This is a genomic window from Methylobacterium nodulans ORS 2060 (assembly GCF_000022085.1).
In the GTDB taxonomy this organism is placed as follows: Bacteria; Pseudomonadota; Alphaproteobacteria; order Rhizobiales; family Beijerinckiaceae; genus Methylobacterium; species Methylobacterium nodulans.
In genome coordinates this window covers 347,354-365,575 of sequence record NC_011892.1, presented here as the reverse complement: position 1 = coordinate 365,575, position 18,222 = coordinate 347,354, and the positions used below count along the sequence as shown (strand labels likewise).

At 65.7% G+C, this 18,222-nt stretch carries 13 protein-coding genes and 3 pseudogenes; 12 read left to right on the top strand and 4 right to left on the bottom strand.

From position 1 onward, the window contains the following. Positions 1-17: 17 nt before the first annotated feature. The 10 genes and pseudogenes from MNOD_RS37930 to MNOD_RS37880 all read left to right on the top strand — a co-directional run bounded on the left by MNOD_RS37930 (position 18) and on the right by MNOD_RS37880 (position 12,924). Positions 18-1,949 carry a TRAP transporter large permease gene (locus tag MNOD_RS37930; protein WP_015934236.1) on the top strand — a complete coding sequence of 644 codons (1,932 nt, stop codon included), beginning with the start codon at positions 18-20 and terminating at the stop codon, positions 1,947-1,949. Positions 1,950-1,981: 32 nt separating this feature from the next. Then, positions 1,982-2,824, top strand: coding sequence for an amidohydrolase family protein (locus MNOD_RS37925; RefSeq protein ID WP_015934235.1), 843 nt, complete (start codon positions 1,982-1,984; stop codon positions 2,822-2,824). A 69-nt stretch (positions 2,825-2,893) separates the two neighbouring features. Next, entirely contained in the window at positions 2,894-3,604 is a 711-nt protein-coding gene (locus MNOD_RS37920; protein ID WP_015934234.1) for an RraA family protein, read from the top strand. 107 nt (positions 3,605-3,711) lie between these two features. Further along, positions 3,712-5,097, top strand: a complete 1,386-nt coding sequence (locus MNOD_RS37915; protein WP_015934233.1) for an MFS transporter — start codon at positions 3,712-3,714, stop codon at positions 5,095-5,097. 109 nt (positions 5,098-5,206) lie between these two features. Beyond that, positions 5,207-8,386 (top strand): FAD-binding and (Fe-S)-binding domain-containing protein, encoded by a 3,180-nt coding sequence (locus tag MNOD_RS44945; protein WP_043753808.1) that lies wholly within the window; start codon positions 5,207-5,209, stop codon positions 8,384-8,386. Between the two features lie 30 nt (positions 8,387-8,416). Next, positions 8,417-9,349 (top strand): NAD(P)-dependent oxidoreductase, encoded by a 933-nt coding sequence (locus tag MNOD_RS37905; protein WP_341874502.1) that lies wholly within the window; start codon positions 8,417-8,419, stop codon positions 9,347-9,349. 275 nt (positions 9,350-9,624) lie between these two features. After that, a pseudogene (locus MNOD_RS42185) lies at positions 9,625-9,888 on the top strand (helix-turn-helix domain-containing protein); the annotation flags it as partial. 74 nt (positions 9,889-9,962) lie between these two features. Further along, positions 9,963-11,015 (top strand): annotated as a pseudogene (locus MNOD_RS44940) (IS630 family transposase). A 15-nt stretch (positions 11,016-11,030) separates the two neighbouring features. Further along, positions 11,031-11,164, top strand: a pseudogene (locus MNOD_RS47580) (IS3-like element ISMtsp5 family transposase); the annotation flags it as partial. Positions 11,165-11,286: 122 nt separating this feature from the next. Continuing rightward, the gene (locus MNOD_RS37880) at positions 11,287-12,924 is read left to right on the top strand and encodes an ISL3-like element ISMno5 family transposase (RefSeq protein ID WP_012631076.1); all 1,638 of its coding nucleotides are present in this window, start codon (positions 11,287-11,289) and stop codon (positions 12,922-12,924) included. Here the strand turns inward: MNOD_RS37880 and MNOD_RS50415 are convergent. Both MNOD_RS50415 and MNOD_RS37875 read right to left on the bottom strand, forming a co-directional pair. After that, positions 12,911-13,069: a DUF2958 domain-containing protein gene (locus MNOD_RS50415; protein WP_083786730.1), complete on the bottom strand. Its 159-nt coding sequence runs from the start codon at positions 13,067-13,069 to the stop codon at positions 12,911-12,913. The genes MNOD_RS37880 and MNOD_RS50415 overlap by 14 nt on opposite strands. 772 nt (positions 13,070-13,841) lie before the next feature. Beyond that, positions 13,842-14,543 (bottom strand): IS6 family transposase, encoded by a 702-nt coding sequence (locus MNOD_RS37875; RefSeq protein WP_015934228.1) that lies wholly within the window; start codon positions 14,541-14,543, stop codon positions 13,842-13,844. Positions 14,544-14,740: 197 nt separating this feature from the next. Here MNOD_RS37875 and MNOD_RS37870 point away from each other — a divergent pair, with 197 nt between their 5' ends. Together MNOD_RS37870 and MNOD_RS37865 are read left to right on the top strand one after the other, a co-directional pair. Continuing rightward, the gene (locus tag MNOD_RS37870) at positions 14,741-15,505 is read left to right on the top strand and encodes a hypothetical protein (protein WP_015934227.1); all 765 of its coding nucleotides are present in this window, start codon (positions 14,741-14,743) and stop codon (positions 15,503-15,505) included. A gap of 1 nt (position 15,506) precedes the next feature. Then, a complete protein-coding gene (locus MNOD_RS37865; RefSeq protein WP_015934226.1) occupies positions 15,507-16,184 on the top strand; it encodes an RES family NAD+ phosphorylase in 678 nt (225 codons plus the stop codon). A 12-nt stretch (positions 16,185-16,196) separates the two neighbouring features. Here the strand turns inward: MNOD_RS37865 and MNOD_RS37860 are convergent, their stop codons facing one another. Together MNOD_RS37860 and MNOD_RS37855 are read right to left on the bottom strand one after the other, a co-directional pair. Continuing rightward, complete coding sequence (locus tag MNOD_RS37860; RefSeq protein ID WP_244424846.1) at positions 16,197-16,889, bottom strand: site-specific integrase; 693 nt, start codon at positions 16,887-16,889, stop codon at positions 16,197-16,199. A 966-nt stretch (positions 16,890-17,855) separates the two neighbouring features. Beyond that, positions 17,856-18,119: a hypothetical protein gene (locus MNOD_RS37855; RefSeq protein ID WP_015934224.1), complete on the bottom strand. Its 264-nt coding sequence runs from the start codon at positions 18,117-18,119 to the stop codon at positions 17,856-17,858. Between the last annotated feature and the right edge of the window lie 103 nt (positions 18,120-18,222).

Here is an 18,222-nt window from a genome sequence, read left to right as displayed (position 1 = left end):
CCCTTGGGAGGTGTGACGTGGTGAACATTCTGGCCAACGGTGCGCCGGAGGCAGTCCATCTCGGATCGGCTCCGGCCCCAGAAGCTCTGCCCGAGCGCGGAGCCCTCGCACGCGCCTACCAGCGTGTCATGGAGATGATCGGCTGGCTTGCCCGGGCTGTCTTGTTCGTCGTGCTCGTCGGAGAGCTTTGCCTTATCCTTGTCGAGGTTAGCCAGCGCATTTTCTTCGGCCACTCCTTCCTCTGGGCCGAGGAGATCTCGCGCCTGGCGCTTCTCACGATCGCCTTCATCGGCGGGGCGCTCGCCTATAGGAGTCACCAGCACACCACGGTCGCGCTCGTCACCGACGCACTCTCCGCGCCACTCCGCCGGATGGTGATGGCGATGATAGACGTCACCATCCTCATGATTGCCGCCGTGGCATTCCTGGCTGCGACCGATCTGCTTCAGATCAACGCTCAGTCGATCATGCCGATGCTGCAATGGAATCTCGGCCTCACGGTTGTGCCATTCATTGCCGGCATGCTGCTAATTGGGCTCTTTGCAATTGAGCGTCTGCTCATCGTGCATCGGTTGGTTCCGGTTGTGCAAGCCGCGATTGCCGCCGGGATCATCGGTGGAATCGTTTACACGATGAGCCTTATTCCCGAGATCCGCCTGGAAACGGGTTCGGCACTCGTCGCGATGTTGGTCGTATTTTTCGCCATCATCTTGCTTGGTCTGCCGGTTGCATTCGCGATGCTGCTCGGGTCAATCCTCTTTTTGCTGGCGACTGACCTCGCACCGACTGTCGCGGTCGCTCAGAATACAATCGACGGCTCAGGGCATTTTATTCTCCTCACACTGCCGTTCTTCATCTGGGCCGGCATGATCATGGAAAAGGGCGGCATCAGTCGCCGGCTGGTCGGATTGGCAATGGCGCTGGTCGGCCATTTCCGTGGCGGCTTGCTGCAAGTTGTCATCATGACAACGTACTTGGTTTCAGGGGTCTCGGGATCAAAAATCGCCGATGTCGTCGCAGTCGGCTCAGTCATGCGCGACGAGCTGGAGCGCAAGGGATACCACCCGAAGGATGGTGCCGCCGTCCTGTCGGCCTCTGCAGCCATGTCGGAGACGATCCCGCCCAGTATCGCCATGCTGGTCTTGGGCTCGGTTGTTCCGGTCTCGATCGGGGCCATGTTCATCGCGGGCCTGTTACCGGCCGCAGTGCTGGCTCTGATCCTCATGGCGTTGGTGTACGTCATGGCGGTCCGCAACCCGACCATCCATGTCGAGAAGGCGAGCAGGGCCGTCGTTGTCGAGGCCACTCTCGGTGCGATCCTCCCGTTGCTGATGCCAGCGATCCTTGTCGTGGGGATCAAATTTGGCCTTGCGACGCCGACCGAGGTGTCCTCCGTTGCCGTTCTCTACGGTATTTTGCTGTGCGCCCTCGTCTACCGATCGATCGGGTGGGGTAGTTTCATCAAGATCGCTGTCGAGTGCGCGATAACCTCGGGCATGGTGCTGTTCATCATCGCTGCCGCGGGCTCCTTCGCCTGGATCATGGCGGCCGGCAACCTTCCTCAGCACCTCGTGACGCTCCTCCACGCCGCCGGCGACAACCGCTATCTGTTCCTGGCCGGCTCGATCCTGATCCTCATCGTAGTCGGCTCGCTTCTTGAGGGGCTGCCGGCCCTGATCATTCTCGGGCCCATCCTCTATCCGATGGCGACGCAACTCGGCATCGATGGTGTGCACTACGCCATGGTGCTGCTGCTCTCGATGGGTGTTGGCATCTTCATGCCACCCTTGGGCATCGGCTTCTACGTGGCCTGCTCAGTCATGGGTACGAGCGTCGAACAGACGTCGAAGGCGATCCTTCCATATCTGCTCGCGCTTCTGTTTGGTATTCTCGCAGTATCGGCGGTTCCATTCTTCTCATTGGCACTGTTGCATGTATTTGGACGCTGAATGACATCTCGATTTCTGCCAAAAAATGCGGCATGCGTGAAATTCTCTCGACGGCGGAGCAGGTGATGACGTTCGCAGACTTTCATGGAGCGGCGGACTGCCATTTTCACATCATGGATGAGGCGTTTCCCACCGTGCCAAATCCGGCAGTTCGAAACCGTACGGCTGACGTTGCTCAGTATCGCGCCTTTGCGGCTGAAGTCGGCACGACGCGGGGCGTAGTCGTGCAACCCTCGCTTTATGGAACGAACAACAGTCACACACTCGAGGCCCTGCGAGCTCTCGGCGCCGGCTATCGGGCCGTCGTGGTGATTGATGAGAGCGTGCCGATGGCGACGCTCCGTGCATGGGACCGGGTCGGCGTTCGAGGCGTCCGCTTCAACCAGGTCCAGGCGGGCGCGACCACGATGGCCATGATGCCTGCCGTCGCGCAGCGGATTGCCGATCTTGGCTGGCACATTCAGCTCCACATCAAAGCAAGCGCACTCGCCGAGCACGAGGCAATGTTGCGCGCGCTCCCCGTTCCGCTGGTCCTCGACCACGTTGGGCGTGTCGAGCACGCCGACATGGCCCGTCCGGGCTTCGATACCATCCTACGGCTGCTCGCTGGCGGGCGGACTTGGGTGAAGCTCTCGGCGCCTTACCAGGACAGCCGGAGAGGCCCGCCAGGCTACGAGGATGCCGTCGAGGTCGGACGTCGGCTGGCCAGCGAGAACGAGGATCGCCTCGTCTGGGGATCGGACTGGCCCCACGTCACCGAGCCAGAGAAGCCGGAGGCAGGTCCTCTTAGCACATTTCTGGCCGCGAGCCTCAAGGACGAGGGGCGTATTCGCAAAGCGCTCATTCAGAATCCCGCATTGCTCTATGGCTTCTGACGACGAGCCAAGGGTTTGCCGATCAGGCGTGCTCCGAACAATGATCCTTTTTAAAGAGGAGATTGTAACATGGCAGTGCAAATCGTGACCGCAGGGCCCGTGCCCTCTACGCTTCCCGCAGCCGAAGAGCAAGAGCTTCGCGCTTTGGTCACACCCCTCATCAGCGATAATCTGGACCGTCTTGCTGGAATAGTCGGGCTTAATCGATATAACGGCAAGGGTAAAATCGTCGGTACAGCCATCACAATTAAGACCCGCCCCGGTGACAATCTCGGCATGTACCAGGCTATGACCATGATGCAGCCTGGCCACGTCCTCGTCGTCGATGGTGGAGGTGACCTCAACAATGCCCTGTGTGGTGACCTGATGCGGGCCTACGCGGTCGCGCGCGGCTGCGCCGGCTTCGTGATCGATGGAGCGATCCGCGATGTCACCACCTTCGCCGCCGGCGATTTTCCCTGCTACGCCCGCGGAGTCGTGCACCGCGGACCCTACAAGTCGGGTCCGGCCCACATCAACGTGCCCGTTTGCATCGGCGGCCAGGTTGTCAACCCGGGAGACGTCGTCGTGGGCGACGAGGATGGGCTGGTCGTCTTCGCGCCTGAGCAAGTCCGCTACGTCGTGGAGAAAGCCAACGCCAAGCTGCGTCAAGAGCAGGCCATTATGGCCGAAATTGAGGCCGGAGCACCGCGTCAGGAATGGCTACACGGGATGATCGAAAGCTTCGGCATTAAGCCGCATGTCACCGAGCTCTCTGCTCCTCAACAACATCGCAGTTAATTCACGCGAGAAGCCAGCCTGCATCTGACAATACGTCCCGCGTACGGGATCTAAGGAGCGGTTATACACGCTCTAAGACATGCAGGCCATTCGCCGGAGGAAGCAGCATGTATAATGCCACTGCTAACGCGGACCCGATTCTATCACCGAAAGCCGCGACCCGGTTTCGTTGGGTCGTGATGAACTTAATCTTTGTTGTTTATACGTTGGCGGCCGCTGATCGGGCCAATATCGGCATCGTGCTTCCCTTCGTGAAGAAGGAATTCGCGATGTCAAACACCGAAGCCGGTGCGGTCGTCAGCCTGTTCTTCATCGGCTACTCCGTCATGCAGATTCCCGCGGGCTTTCTCGTCCGGAAGCTCGGCACGCGGACTGTGTTTCCGATCTTCATGCTGCTGACCTCGTTGTTCACTGGGCTTCTGGGCACCGCCGGCTCTGCTCTGGCGATGAAGCTGAACCGACTGGCCCTCGGGTTCGCTGAGGCACCGCTCCCCGTCTCCATGCTCTCGACGATGAACCGTTGGTTCCCCGCGCGGGAGAAGGGCACGGCGGTCGGCCTGTTCCTCGCTGCTGCGAAGTTCGGTCCCGTGATCGTACCTCCGCTCGGCGCGCTGATTATCGCTACGCTCGGCTGGCAATACGTGTTCTTCGTCTGTGCCATGCCAGGGTTGATCTTCGCCGTGCTGTGGTACTTCCTCGTGGTCGACGATCCGGCTCGCAGCCGCTTTGTGTCCGCGGCAGAGGTCGCCCACATCCGTGACGAGGCGCCGATACAGTCGGCCGCCGCAGCGAACTCTATGCCGGTAACGATTGCCGCTGAACCGTCCAAGGGCCGGTTTTCGCGCCTGGATCGGGTGATCCGCGGCCGCCGCGTCCGTCTGATCGCGACGGCCAAGGAGACCTTCCGATCCGGCAACATTTGGGGGCTGGCTCTCGGCTACCTGATGATGACCGGTATCATCAACGTTATCCTGGCCTGGTTGCCGACCTACCTGACCAACGTCAAACATTTCTCGTTGATGAATGTCGGGTTCGTGGCCTCCGCGCCATTCGTCGGTGGCGTCCTCGGCAACATCATCGGTGGCTGGTTCTCGGATAGGATCGTGGGCAAGCGGCGCAAGCCGACCATCCTCATCAGCGCGATCTCGACCGTGTTCATGATGGTCGCGTTGATCCAGGCGCCCAACGAGCCGGTGACGCTCGCGACCCTGCTGTTTCTCACAGGCTTCCTGCTGAACGTCGGCTACTCGTCCTTCACCGTGTATCCAGCCGGGCTGACCACCAAGGACGCCTATCCGCTCGCCGTCTCGGTGGTGAATACCGGCGGCCAAGCCGGTGGCGCACTGTTCCCGTTCCTCACGGGGCTGCTGCTCGACGCCTATAGCTGGGATGCCGTGTTCCTGTTCCTGGGCGCCTCGTCCCTGGTGGCGCTGGCCGTCATGCTGCTGGTCGTCGAGCCGATCGAGACCGAACCCGGAGCTGCGATCCAGTAAGCCGGCTCCTGCCGGTCGCTCGTCTCAGCCGCCGTCATAGTCACGGCGGCCTGAAGCTCCTCAGGGAACCGCGTCGTCCGGAAGAATGGCCGACGCCGAAGCGAGTGCCATGATCCCCGCCCTGACCAGTCTCCCAATTCCCACGTCGCTTTATGCGGCCTTCCTCGCCGAGCTCCGGGTGCGGGGCTTCGTGGGCGAACTGTCGGATGGGATCGCAGATCGAACGGTGCTGGCCACCGACAATTCGATCTATCAGATCCGGCCCGAGGCCGTGGCCTTCCCGCGCGACCGGGACGATCTCGTCCGGATCGGGGCGCTACTCGGCGACCCGCGATTTGCCGAGGTCCGGGTCTCGCCGCGCGGGGGTGGAACCGGCACCAACGGCCAGTCCCTGACCGGCGGCCTCGTGGTCGATGTCTCCCGCCACATGAACCGCATCCTGGAGATCGACGTCGAGAACCGGGTGGTGCGCGTCGAGCCGGGCGTCGTGAAGGACCAGCTCAACCGGGAGTTGGCCCGGCATGGTCTGTTCTTCGCTCCCGAACTGTCTACGTCGAATCGGGCCACCATCGGCGGCATGATCTCCACCGACGCGTGCGGCCAGGGCTCGTGCCTGTACGGCAAGACCCGCGACCACGTGCGCGAACTGACGACCGTCCTGACCGACGGTTCGGTCTGGACGTCACGCCCGCTCGGGGACGAGGACCTGGCCGCCGTCTGCGCGCGCCCGGATCGCGTGGGCGAGATCCACCGTGTCGTGAACGAGATCGTCACGCGCGATGCCGCCCTTATCGAGGAGCGCTTTCCCAAGCTCAACCGTTGCCTCACCGGCTACGACCTCGCCCATGTCCGGGACAGACAGGGCCGCTTCGACCTGAACGCGGTGCTGTGCGGGTCAGAGGGCACCCTCGGGCTGATTGTGGAAGCCACGCTCTCCGTGCTGCCCATCCCGCAGCACGCCGCACTGATCAGCCTGCGCTACGACAGCTTCGACGCTGCCCTGCGCGATGCGCGGGCCCTCGTCGAGCTGGGCCCGGCTTCGATTGAGACCATCGACTCTCGCGTGCTCGCCTTGGCGCGGGGCGACATCGTCTGGCACGAGGTCAGCGCCTTCTTCCCGGACGATCCCGAGGGACCGGCCGAAGGTGTGAACCTGGTCGAGGTGCTGGCGGAGACGGCGGGAGATCTCGAAGCCCAGCTCACGCGCGTGACGCAGCGGCTGGAGCACGAGGGGCGGACCCGCGGCCGACGCGGCTTCACGGTCGCGCGCGAGACAGCGGGCGCGCCCAACGATGAGGCGGTCCGCACGATTGGAGCGGGTGTGCAAGGAAGCATGCGGCTCGCGGAGGACGGCGACGAGGCGGAGGGCGACGGCGTCCGGGTCGCGCCTCCCGAAGCCGTCGACGCGGTCACGCGGATCTGGAGCATGCGCAAGAAGGCGGTGGGCCTTCTGGGCAACATGAAGGGCGACGCCCGTCCGATTGCCTTCGTCGAGGATACGGCCGTCCCGCCCGAGAACCTCGCCGACTACATCGCCGAGTTCCGGGCCGCTCTCGACCGCCGCGGCCTCGTCTACGGCATGTTTGGGCACGTGGATGCTGGCGTGCTGCACGTGCGCCCCGCCATCGACACCAAGGACCCTGCGCAAGACCGGCTCATCCGGGAGATCACCGAGGAGGTCGTCGCCCTCACGGGCAAGTACGGCGGCGTCCTGTGGGGTGAGCACGGCAAGGGCGTCCGCTCGGAATTCTCTCCGCAAGTATTCGGACCGCTCTATCCCGCTCTCCAGCGCATCAAAGCCGCCTTCGATCCGCGCGACCAACTCAATCCCGGCAAGATCGCCGCGCCCGAGGGCGGGCGGCTCCTCACCGTGGACGGCGTGCCGACGAAGGGCGGCTTCGACCGCACGATCCCCGCTTCCGTGCGCGTGAACTTCGACGAGGCGCTCCACTGCAACGGCAACGGCGCCTGCTTCAACTACGACCCGGACGACGCGATGTGCCCGTCCTGGAAGGGCACTCGCGAGCGGCGGCACTCCCCGAAGGGGCGGGCTCAGCTGATGCGGGAATGGCTGCGCCTGCTTGTGGGCCAAGGTATCGACCCAATGGCGGAGAGCCGCCGTCTGCGTGGGCGAAGCGGCTGGCGCGCGTTTCCGGCGCGACTGTGGGCCAGTCTATCGCGCGACCGCGACTTCTCCCACGCGGTAAAGGAGGCGATGGATGGCTGCCTGGCATGTAAGTCCTGCGTCGGGCAATGTCCGATCAAGGTCGATGTGCCGACCTTCCGGGCGAAGTTCCTCGAACTCTATCATGGCCGCTACCTGCGGCGGCCGCGCGACCACGTCGTTGGCCTGATCGAGATCCTGCTGCCCCTGGCCGCCCGTGCACCGCGGCTCGCCAATGTTCTGTCCACCTCGAAACCTGGGGTTTGGTTGATGCGTGTCGTCGGACTGACCGCCACGCCTCGCCTGTCCGGGATCGATCTCGTCCGGGAGGCCGAGCGCCGGGGCGTCACGGTGGCGAGTGCCGGGGCGCTACGCGTCCTGTCGCCGACGGAGCGGGCGCGCAGCGTCTTGATCGTACAGGACGCCTTCACCAGTCACTACGAGACGTCGCTCGTCCTGGATCTCGTCGATCTCCTGATCGAACTCGGGTTCAAGCCCTGGCTGGCGCCCTACTTGCCGAACGGCAAGCCGCTGCACGTGCACGGTTTCCTGGGCGCCTTCGAGCGTCGGGCACGGCGCAACGCGGCGGCGCTGCGCGCGCTCGCCGAGACGGGGGTCGACCTCGTAGGCATCGACCCTTCCATGACACTGACCTACAGGTCGGAGTACGTGGGCGCGCTCGGGCCGGAGCAAGTGCCGCGGGTTCACCTGGTGCAGGAGTGGTTGGCCACGCGTCTCGGCGAGCGGTCGTCATCCGGAGCACAGGCCGAGTACCTGTTGCTGCCTCACTGCACCGAGCGGACGACTGCCGCCGCCGGACTTCGCGACTGGCAGACGGTGTTCGCCCGCCTCGGGCACCGCCTCACGATCCTGCCCGCGGGCTGCTGCGGCATGGCGGGCACCTACAGGCACGAGAGCGAGCACCGGGCGACGTCCGAGCGCATCTACGACCTGAGTTGGGCGGGGCATGTGGACCGCGCCGGCCGATCAGATCGCCTCTTGGCGGACGGCTACTCGTGCCGGTCGCAGGTCAAGTTGGTCGACAGCATCCAGCTGTCCCACCCGATCGAAGCTCTCCTCGCGGCCCTTCGTTCGGGCGGCCAAACAGCGCGGCTTGCCGCGTAAGTACCCCCTCAAGCGCCACGAAGAAATTGCTTGAGATCCGTTCAGTGGAGGAAAAGATCCATGTCAGCACAGAAGCAGCAATTCCGACTCGGCCTCGTCGGCTACGGTGAGATCGGGAGCACTCTGGGGCGCGGCCTGCGCGGCGCGGGCCTAGAGCACGTCACAGCCTACGACAAGTATGCCTTCGACGGTCCCTATGCCGGTCTGATCCAGAGCCGGGCCCAGGACGCGGGGGTCACCCTCGTGCGCTCGAACCAGGAACTTGCCGACGCCGCGGACCTGATCGTCAGCGTGACACCGGGTTCGGCCTCGCTGGATAGCGCCGCGGCCTTTGTAGGCTGCCTTAGCGAGCGGCATATCTTCATGGATTTCGCCTCTGCCACGCCGAAGATCAAGCTCGGGGTTGCCGAACGTTTGGCTGGCGGCGGGGCCCTCGTCGGCGACGGCTCGATCGAGGGCACGCCGAAGAACGGCTACGCCATGCCGATCCTCGTTAGCGGACCCTCAGGCGAGCGTGTACGCGATCTACTCAATCCCTGGGGGATGCAGATCAGCTACGTCGGCGATACGCTTGGCACGGCATCCGGGATCAAGATCCTGCGCTCGGTGCTGATCAAGGGCATTGAGGCATTGACCGACGAGATGCTGCTCGCTGCGCGTCACTACGGCATCGACGAAATCGTGCTCGCCTCGGCCTGCAAGACCTTAGCGCGGCCGTGGATGGACACGGTGGAGTCGCTCACCCCATCGGGCGTGATCCACGCCAAGCGCCGGGCGGAGGAGCTGGAAATGTCGGCCGAAGCGGTGGCTGATGCCGGCATCGAACCGGTGATGGCACGGGCCGTCGCGGCGCGCCTTCGTTGGAAGGAGAGCCTCGGACTCAAGGAACGACTGAACGGCGTCGAACCCGGCAACTACAAAGAGGCCATTAACCAGATTGTCGGCGCAATGACGGCGTCCTGACGCTGCCGGATCATCGCGTCGCCTTCAACGTATCCTTCTTCGTCGGTAGAGAATGCCGACCGATGGATCCCGGACGAGAACGCACGCAAGTACATCTTGGTCGACAATCCGGCTGATCTCTACGCTTGATCTGGCAGCCAAGGATGTATGTGGCCTTCCAGGCCGCATACATCACAGATGGTGCTCTTTCATTCTTCACTGGTTCCAAATCCTCCGCCTCCCGGTTGCCTGAGACACCCCGTTAGCGGACGGTCTCCGCGACAGGGGTGAGGACGATGAGCACGGACATGAGGGTGGATGCGGGCACGGTCGGTCCCGGCCGCGGCGGGCGCATGTCCCGGCAACGCAAGCGCGATGCGGTGCTGCGACTGCTGCGTGGCGAGGACCTGGAGAGCGTCTCGCGCAGCCTGGGCGTGACGGCCGCGACCCTGTCGGGCTGGCGCGACGCCTTCCTGGCGGCGGGCGAAGCCAGCCTGTCCACCCGGCCTACCGATGGCGAAGCCCTGGAGAGCGGGCGTCTGATACCAGCTCTCGGTGAGCGAGACTCAGGCGGGGTGGCGGCAAGGGCCGCGTCGTGATTCTATCCTCGGGTTGGGAGCCTGAGGAGGATGGTATGGCCGCTCCTGTGCCGTTGCGGTCGGACTTTGATGCCGAGACCCTGCGTACCCTAGCCAAGGGTTCGCGCGATCCGGCTCAGACCCGCCGTCTGCTGGCGCTGTCGGCGATCGACGCGGGCAGTTCGCGCTCGGAAGCAGCCGCGCTCGGTGGGGTCGGGCTGCAGACGGTGCGCGACTGGGTGCTGGCCTTCAACGCAGACGGCCCGGACGGGCTGATCGACGCCAAGGCCCCCGGTGCGCGCCCACGTCTGAACGCCGACCAGCGCGCGGCGCTGCGCGCCTTGGTCGAGCAGGGGCCGATGCCCGCCATCCACGGCGTGGTGCGCTGGCGGCTGGTCGATCTGGCCCAGATCCTGTGTGAGGACCACGGCGTCTCGGTCTCCCAACAGACGCTGAGCCGGGTTCTGCGCGGCATGGGCTATCGGAAGCTCTCGGCCCGTCCCCGCCAGCACGCCCAGGATCCGCAGGCCGCCGCCGCTTTTAAAAAGCCTTCCCCGCCCGCTGGGCGCAGATCGCGCAGGCCACAGGCGGCAAGCCGATAGAGATCTGGTTCGCCGACGAGGCCCGCGTCGGCCAGAAGAACACGATCACGCGGCGCTGGGCGCGCCGAGGCACGCGCCCCTCGGCTCCGAAGGACCAGCGCACGGCCTCCGCCTACCTCTTCGGGGCGATCTGCCCGGCCCGCGGCACGGGGGCGGGTCTGGTCCCGCTGCACCACCGAAGCGATGAACCTGCCCCTGGCCGAGATCGCCAAGGCCGTCGCGCCGGGCGCGCACGCCGTCCTGCTGCTCGATCAGGCCGGATGGCACACTACCAAGAAGCTCATCGTGCCCGCCACCATCACCCTGATGCCGCTGCCGGCCCGCTCACCCGAGCTCAACCCGGTCGAGAACCTCTGGCAGGTCATGCGCGACAATTGGCTCGGCAACCGGATCTTCGCCTCCTCCGATGCCATCCTCGATCACTGCTGCTACGCCTGGAACAGGCTCATCGACCAGCCCTGGCGCATCATCTCCATCGGCTTGCGCGCCTGGGCCAATGGGTTCTGATCAATGAGAGTTGGTATGAAGGCCAAGCTCGGCGAGATGCTGCTCGAGCGCGAGTTGCTGGAGGCCAAGATCGCCGCCCTGGAGGCGCGCGGCCCGGGCCCTTTGGCCCGCAAGAGGTCGCGGCCATGAGCCGGTCCGTCTCCAGGGTTCACGCATGAGCCTGGTTTGCGATGATCTGGAGCAGTGGGATTGCCCGGTTTTCGTGGTTCTTCCGCACTTTGCGTGGAACGGTCGCGGTGACGCGGGAAGCGCAGGCTGATTCACGAGGCGGATGATCCTGTCCTCATCCCTGCCGGGCTGCACGATCGAGCGGGTCTTTCGCCACACCGATCACCTTGTCGTCATCGCCCATGGCCGCCGTTGTCATGGTCGATGTCCGACCTGTGGCACGCCCAGTTCCGCCGTTCACAGCCGCTATGATCGCCGTCCGGCCGATCTGCCGAGCATGGGCCAGCCTGTGACGCTGCGCCTGCGTATCCGACGCTTCTACTGCCATCATCCCGCTTGCCGCCGCCGCACGTTCGCCGAGCCTCTTCCGCGGCTGATACCGCCGCGAGCGCGCCGGACCCGCCGCCTCGCTCAGGCCCAGACCCGGATCGGGCTTGCAGTCGGCGGCGAGGCCGGCGCGCGCCTGACCGGCCACCTGGGGATGCAAACCAGCCCCGACACGATCCTGCGCCTCGTGCACCGCCTCCCGTTGCCGAGAGCGAACGCGCCGCGCGCCGTGGGCATCGACGACTGGGCCATCCGCAAAGGTCGGAGCTACGGCACGCTTCTCGTCGACCTCGAACGGCGATGCCCGATCGACCTGCTGCCCGACCGCTCAGGGGCGACCGTTGCCGCATGGCTGCGTCGCCATCCCAGCATCCAGATCGTCGCCCGCGACCGCTCGACCGAGTACGCCCGAGCGGCCACCGCGGGCGCGCCGGCCGCCCTCCAGGTCGCCGACCGATGGCACCTGCTCCTCAACCTGCGCCAGGTTCTCGAACGCTGGCTTGGCCGCGTCCATGGCCGGCTGCGACAGCTCCCTCCTCTTGCGAGTGGTGACGGACGACAGCCAGGGGAGCGCCCGCGCGCCTATCGCCGCAGCGCAGCCGAGATTGCCGTCAGCCTCGACAGCCGCGCCCGCCGGCTGGCGGCCTATGAGGACGTGCGCCGACGCCATCTCGCTGGCGAGACCCTCCTGGCGATCGGCCGCGCCACGGGTCTGGCGCGAGCGACCGTGCGCAAGTACGCCCAGGCCGAGAGCTTCCCGGAGCGCGCGATCCGCAGACCCAATCCCTCTCGCCTCGATCCCTACCTCGCCCATCTGGAGCAGCGCATGGCCGAGGGCTGCGAGAACGCTATGGCGCTCTGGCGCGAGATCCGCCGCCAGGGCTTCGCGGGAACCCATCGGCAGGTGCACCGCTTCGTCGCCGAGCGGCGCACGGCTCGCAAATGGCTGTCGCAGCCCGCCTCGACGAGCACTGAGGCGATCAGACCCTCACCCATCGCCTCACCCAAGCAACTGGCCTGGATCCTGGTGCAGCCCCTCGCGACACTGCAGCCCCGCGCCGCGGCTGACCTCGCCCGCATCCGGCAGGATCCTGAAGCCGCACGGATCGCCGATCTGGCGCGGCGGTTCACGATGCTCGTGCGTGCCTGTGGCCTGGGCGGCGACCGGCCGGCGGACCCTGCCAGCGAGCTCGACAGATGGCTGCTCGAAACCCGGAACTGCGGTGTCGCTGCGCTGGAGACCTTCGCGGCCGGTTTGGCGCAGGATGGGGCGGCCGTTCGGGCGGCGCTGACGACGTCCTGGAGCAATGCTCAGGCGGAAGGGCAGATCAGTCGGCTGAAGATGCTCAAGCGCACCATGTACGGTCGCGCCAGCTTCGCACTCCTCCGTAGCCGCATCCTCATCGCTGCCTGATCCACGCAAAGTGCGGAAGAACCACCAATCCGGGGCAATCCCAGAAGAGCTTCACGACCGGTGGGGGATCGATGGTTTCGCCTTGGGCGGACCGCTGTCCGTTCTCCAGCATCTTGGCGCGCTGTTCGGTGGTGATGAGGTCCATGGTTCTGTCTTTCGTTGGTTGCTGCGCCCCGTGGGGCGCGGACAGACCGACAGGCCGGACAGAGCTGCCGATCCTGCCCAACACGGTTGCTGGTGCGGGCAGGGCATGGATGGGCGGCGACGGCCGGTCAGACCCGCGCAACCACACCCACGGGCAGCAGCACCCGAAAGCCCATGGACGGCACCGCCGAGGGCGTGGCGCTGGAGGATCCGGACACAGGTTGTCGAAAGAGGCGGCCTTCGGCGCCCTCTGGGGCGTCGAAGGCGATGGCAGCCCGGCGCCGGCTGGCCGGGACGGGGTCAAGGCCGGAGAGCGGAGCGTGCCTTGAGGCCGGCACGGACGGCTGGCCTCTCGCCTGAGCACAGAACCGGGACGGCAAACCGGCCGCCGCTGCAAAATTGTATTTCCGGATTTACGGAGTACAGGACCTGCGGGTGTCAGCGCTGCTGGTGCGTGCCGCCATAGAGCCGGGCATCAAGGACCGGCATCGCGCCGGCCGTGCAGACGCACCTGGATAGCCCTATGACCCGTTTTCCTGCGGCGACGGCTTGACCTCATCCTGAACCCGAACCCATCATCCCCAACGACCCAGGATCAGACCCAGAAAGTGGCCGGCTTCAAATTGGAACACCGGCCGGAATGAAATCGGAATCCATGGCCGGCTTCGTCAGAATCTGCACCTCGATGTCTGGCTGGCGCCGTTCCTGGCGGCCCTGGGCCGGGGCTTGTCACGTCGTTGGACGTAGCCGCAAGAAAACCTGCGCTGGCCCTTTCAGGCCGCCACGCCAGCCGCACTGCGCCACGTCTGAAACGCCTCGGCTCGGAAGAGCCGGTGCGTGCGAGCCGAGACGAGGTGACAGGGAACGGTGAAAACGTTGTCGGTGGCCGCGTGCAAGGACAAGAACTGTTGAGCTGAGCGGGGCAACTTGAAGCCCTGCAGCTTCCGCTGCCGTCGTCGCACCGGTACCTGCGAACTCTCGGCGCGGTTGTTCGCCCGCTGTCGCTGGGCGTGATCCACCCGGCTCAGCGTCATCTCACGAAGCGCAGCGCCGTAGGCCGGGCGTTTGCCGGTGACCCATGCGTCGGGTGCTATGCCCGGCTTCTTCAGCCGCTGGCGCATCAGCGTCTGGGCCGAGCGCCTGTCCCGTCTGGACTGGACCAGCCGGTCCAGCCCCTCGCCTTCGGCATCGACGGCTCGCCACAGGTCCATCTGCCGACCGGCGATCTGCACGAGCATCTCATCAAGGTGCCAGCGGCCGTGCGGCGTCGGGCGAGAGGCGCGCAGCCGGCGCGCGATGACCGGACCGAAGGTGAGCACCCCGCGTCGGATGCTCTCGGAGGCGACGATGATGCCGCGCTCAGCGAGGAGTTCCTCCACGTCGCGATAGCTGAGAGCGAACCGGAGATACATCCAGACGGCACGCTGGATGACGCTAGGCGGGAAGCAGTAGCCGGCGTAGGAGGGCGGGGTCATGCCGACCGGCTACGCCGCCCCATCAGCCGCCGCAAGCCGCGATGCTCGGCAACGTGACAAGCCCATCGCGCGAGCTAAGGGCTTACGGTTCGGCCCGAAGCGGCAACCTGCTTCCGAGAAGCCGGCCCCCTCGGGAGTAGCTTTACAAACTTGACGAACTTATCTATCCTCACTACATGCTGGTCCGGAGGTGAGCGATGACGAACGCCAAGGCACGATCAACCGGACGATCTGCCGGCGCCGGCGAGGGGCGTCGCGCAGGGCGTGCGACTTTGATGACGACCTTCTCGGTCGACGCTGGCGTGGTTCCGAAAGGTGCGGCTGGGTTCACCTTCAAGGCCCCGAATAAGGCGGCCCAGGTCCTCGCGGGCAACCCATTCAAGATCAAGCCGCTGCTCCAGAGTTATAGTGAAGCGTTTGCGAAAAGTCAGAAGGCTGGACGTCCCGTCAGCTTTCGCGTCGAGGTGGACCCGACCGGCGGCGCGACGGTAACACCTGTCGAGGAGAGAGCGCCGGACGCCGAAGCCATTTCAGTCGAAGAGGTGCACGAGCGCAGTCCCGAGCTTGAGCGAGCGCTGGCCACCGCGCGGGAGCGGGGCCGCATCAGGGCCGCGGAGGTCCTCGCTGGCGACGACATGTTGAGTGCCGAGGCCTTTGCGGAGCTGCTGGGCACGACCCGCGTTACGGTGAACGCGAAGCGGCAGAGTGGGCAGCTGCTTGGGCTTGATGGTGCGAAGCGAGGCTTCCGCTTTCCGGTTTGGCAGCTTGATCCGAACGGCAAACCCTATCCGGAGCTGGCGGCGCTCCGAGAGCGCCTTGGAGCACCATGGGCTGTCTACCGCTTTCTGATCCAGCGGCACGGGTCATTGGACGGACTTACCGGTCGCGAAGCCCTGGAGCACGGCAAGGGTGCCGAGGTGGTGGCGGCGGCTGAGGGAGTCGCGCGCGGGGACTTCACCTGAAGTGGCTGGCACCTATCCACCAGCCAACTTCGCGGACGCACGCCTGCGCCTTCATACAGTGGCGCCCGGCGAACGCTACGGCCGCATCTATATGGCCAAATACCCGGATCCGATCGGCTACGGGAAAGCGAAGAGCAGGTTCAGCGATCCGAGGCGGCGCAAGGAGCAGAGCCGCTTTGGTGTGCTCTATCTCGGTGAGACGTTGACAGTTTGCTTCCTCGAGGCCGCGCTTCGAGACAGGCGGGACGGGAAAGTCGGCGTCCTCGGCGTGGAAGAGACAGAACTTGAGGATCGACGATATGCCGAGATCGAGGCTGCAACCTCCCTCCGGCTGGTCGACCTGAGGGAGAACGCAGCGGTCGCGATGGGGGTGCCGACTGATGTGCTGCGCGGAACACGACACACGCTGGGACGGGTGTGGTCGTTGGCGTTTCACGAGCATCCGGCCACACCCGACGGGATCATCTATCCGTCCCGTTTGAATGGGCAGATCAACCTAGCCATCTATGGTCGAGCGGTCTCAAAGCTGAAAGCAGTCCGAGTGCGCCGGTTGATCGACGTTGCAGAGTTAGCGCCGCTCCTCGGGGAATTTCAGGTTGCGTTGCTACCCCCCCTAGATTTTGAGATTTTGCTCTCAGATCTGCATGATGCCTTGCACTCGACTATACGCCGGGGATGATCGGTAGAGCTGCTAGGCTCTATTCTGCAGGGTCGCCAGTTTCCGCGCCGCGCCGCGCTGGGCTCTCAGCCGCTCGCCGTAGCGGGCCGGCATGGCGGGCGTCTTCCACGAGCCCGCCTGCATGACCTCGAGCAGCTCGAACCCGGCCGCGAACATGTCCTGGGTCGCCCCGACCCGGGTCGAGTGCCCCGATGGGGGACGCGCGAGCTTCACGCCCGCGGCCAGCGCGATCTCGCGGTAGAGCCGGTACACCTCCGCGTCGCCCAGCGCCGCGGCCCCGACCCGACCACCCTTCGTCACCGGCCGGAACAGCGGCCCGCTCGTCAGCCCGGCTGCCTCCAGCCACGCGGACACATGCCCGACCGTGTCCGGCGCCAGGTACTTGACCGCGCCTTCGCCCTCCTGGTCGGTCTTGGTCCGCCGCACCAGGATCGTGCCCGAGCCGTCCTCCACGCGCTCGAGATCCTCGATGAGCAGCGAGACCAGTTCCGAGCGCCGCAGCAGCGTATCGTAGGCCACGGCCATCAGCGCGGCATTGCGCAGCGCGATCAATGGCACCTCCCGATCGCCCTCGGCCACGCGCCGGTGCAGCCGCTCGGGGGTCTTCACGGCGAGCATGCGGTCGATGCTGGGCCGGTTGAGCGGCTCGGCCTGCTTCTGGCGGCGGCCCTTGGCCCGGCTCATCCGCTTGACTGCCAGTCGCACGCGCTCGTCCGTGCACGGGTTGGGCAGACCGGCCGCGCGGTGGAGCATGGCGATCGAGGAGCGGTAGCGCTCGACGGTGGCGCGGGATTTCCGCGCGACGCGGCAAAGATGCGGCTGTCGGCGGCAAGCGCCCGCAGCGTGTTGGGGGCGAAGGCGCCCTGGGCGGCGCGGGCGTAGGCCTCGAGCCGCTCCAGCAGCGCGGGTCCGGGCGGCAGGGCCGCGGCGAGCGGGACGGGGAGGGCGAAGGATGAGCCGTGGGGCGGCGCGGGGGCGGGATCGGCGGGGTCGAACTCCATGGCCGCAGCGTAGCCGTACGATCCTTAACAATCCACCTATTCCCGGCGATAGATCGCGCCTATCGGCTCCAATGCGGCCCGATCCGTTATGGCATCACGCCGCATCGGAGCGGCTGTGTCCGCCTCCGACATGGGGGGCATGAGCGCACACGGGCGGCATCACTTCACGCTGGAAGTCCGGCCTAGCCGAGACGTGGCAGGCCACTACACCTGGGCCATCCGCGACCACGGCAAGCTGTACCGGCGATCGGACTGGCCGTACCCGTCCGAGGCGGAGGCCCGAGCGGTTGCCGAGGCCGAAATTGCACGGCTGGTAGCTCAACGGTGATCAAGCGCAGCGCTCGTGTCGCTCCACCTGCGGCAGGACGTTCGTGGGCGAGGTTGTCCGCCAACAGGCGCACCGGATCGAGGTTGGTCCGCAAGACCTCGACCTCCTCACGCACCTCAGCCGAGGTGCGCGGGTCGCCGACCGGCCCCAGGCCCGTCCCTCGCATGAGTATCAACAGACTGTCAGCGCCGACCGCAGGACGCGGCATCATCGTGCGCTCTATACGCGGCCCAGGGGCCGGAGACCGATCGCGCTCGCCTCAATGCGCTCAGGGGGCGTTGCGGTCGGTGACCCTATCTCTCGAAGCTGCCCGTTCCCGTAACTCCACTGGCGCGCACGAGGTTATGCGAATTCCGGCGCCTCGCGCTCGTCATCAAGCTCGGTGAGCGTGGTCTCCGTCCCAAAGAAACGAGCAAGCCTCTTGGCCTCGACGACCGCCAGCTTCCAATTGAGGCTCTCCTCGCCGGAGTCGGAGATCACCACACCATGCATGGTGAAGCCCTGCTGCGGACCGCCGAACTGCACCGTGATGTCGGCTGAAAGCTGATCCTGCCCTATGGGGGCAAATTCGATCGCTTCGACCGAGATGCGCGGCTTCTCATCCATTCCGGTTCTCCAGGTTGCGGATCGGCTCCGCCTGCGCCCCTTCTTTGAGCTTGTCGGGGCAGGGGGCATGACGCAGCAGCGTCCCGCGCCCCGCACGCGATCC